1 protein-coding gene is annotated in these 1,056 nt (G+C 39.2%); it reads left to right on the top strand.

Annotation, left to right across the window (positions count from 1 at the left end; genetic code table 11):
* The coding region (locus tag J5224_RS29625; protein WP_264628642.1) for a hypothetical protein at positions 1–1,056 on the top strand (1,056 nt) is incomplete at both ends.

Genomic DNA, 1,056 nt, shown 5'->3' with positions numbered 1-1,056 from the left:
ACCCCTTCTGAAGCACAAGAGATGATCTTTTCTCTCGACAGAGATTTGGCTGATAAATCGGTCAAGTGGCAGTCGGGTAATTCAAGAGGACATGATTTTAATATTGATGGATCAGATTTGTCTGGGTTGCCGTTTAAGTTATACAACAATGAGAATATGCATGAGGTGTATAACTTGCTTGAGCGTAGTGGAAAAAAAGTTGTCACATCGGTTCAGCAGGCAGATTTGTATATTGAAGAAAAGAAAACAGTGCTTTTCAGGGATCCTGAACAGTACGCGTATAAAAGCCTCGATGTGATTGAAAAGGAGCATCAATATACTGCTGTCTCTACTATCATGTTACAAGCCTTTGATAAAACAAAAGCAACGCTATCCAGCGCCAGCTATTTAATCAGTAATGATTATTCTGAGTTCGATGAATATATGTTGAATAAATTAAGGATAACAGATAAAAAGGTTAGGGATTATGTTAGTGAAATTTTTTGCGATAAGATAAATAAAATGAAGCTGGTCTTTGGTGATGAAGCTAAAGATAATATTATTATCGCGGTAAAAAAACGAGAGAGCGGGATGGACGAAGCGCGCGCTGAGAGCAATATATTAGGGTTTTCCTACGTTAACGATCCACTCGATAGAATATTTATCAATGCAGAGTTTATTCCGGCAGATTACACCCCTGACGAGCGAGAGTATGAGGGATATACCGAGCAGCAATACTATGTCAATCTGGCTGCGGATACGATGCGCCACGAGGCAGTGCATGCTTTGGGCAGCCCGGATGATTATTTTTATCTAAGAACAGATGCGGAGGGGAATCTTGAGGATGTTGATGCTTCGATTGCCCGTATTGAGTACCATATTATTACAGGAAAGATGCTAAGCGAAAGATTTGTTTATTTATGCAAGGTTTATTTCATGACCAACCCGGTCTACAAAGCCTATAACCTGGACAGCTTGCTTAAACCTTCCACCCTTTACCATATATTTCAACGTGATAATTATCTCCGGATGATTTTTTTAGTCAATAATCCGGATACGCTAAGTTTAATTATCAGA

The sequence above is a fragment of the Candidatus Symbiopectobacterium sp. NZEC135 genome (assembly GCF_025962695.1).
The sequence above is the reverse complement of the archived record's forward strand: the minus strand, read 5'-3'. Positions and strand labels throughout refer to the sequence as shown.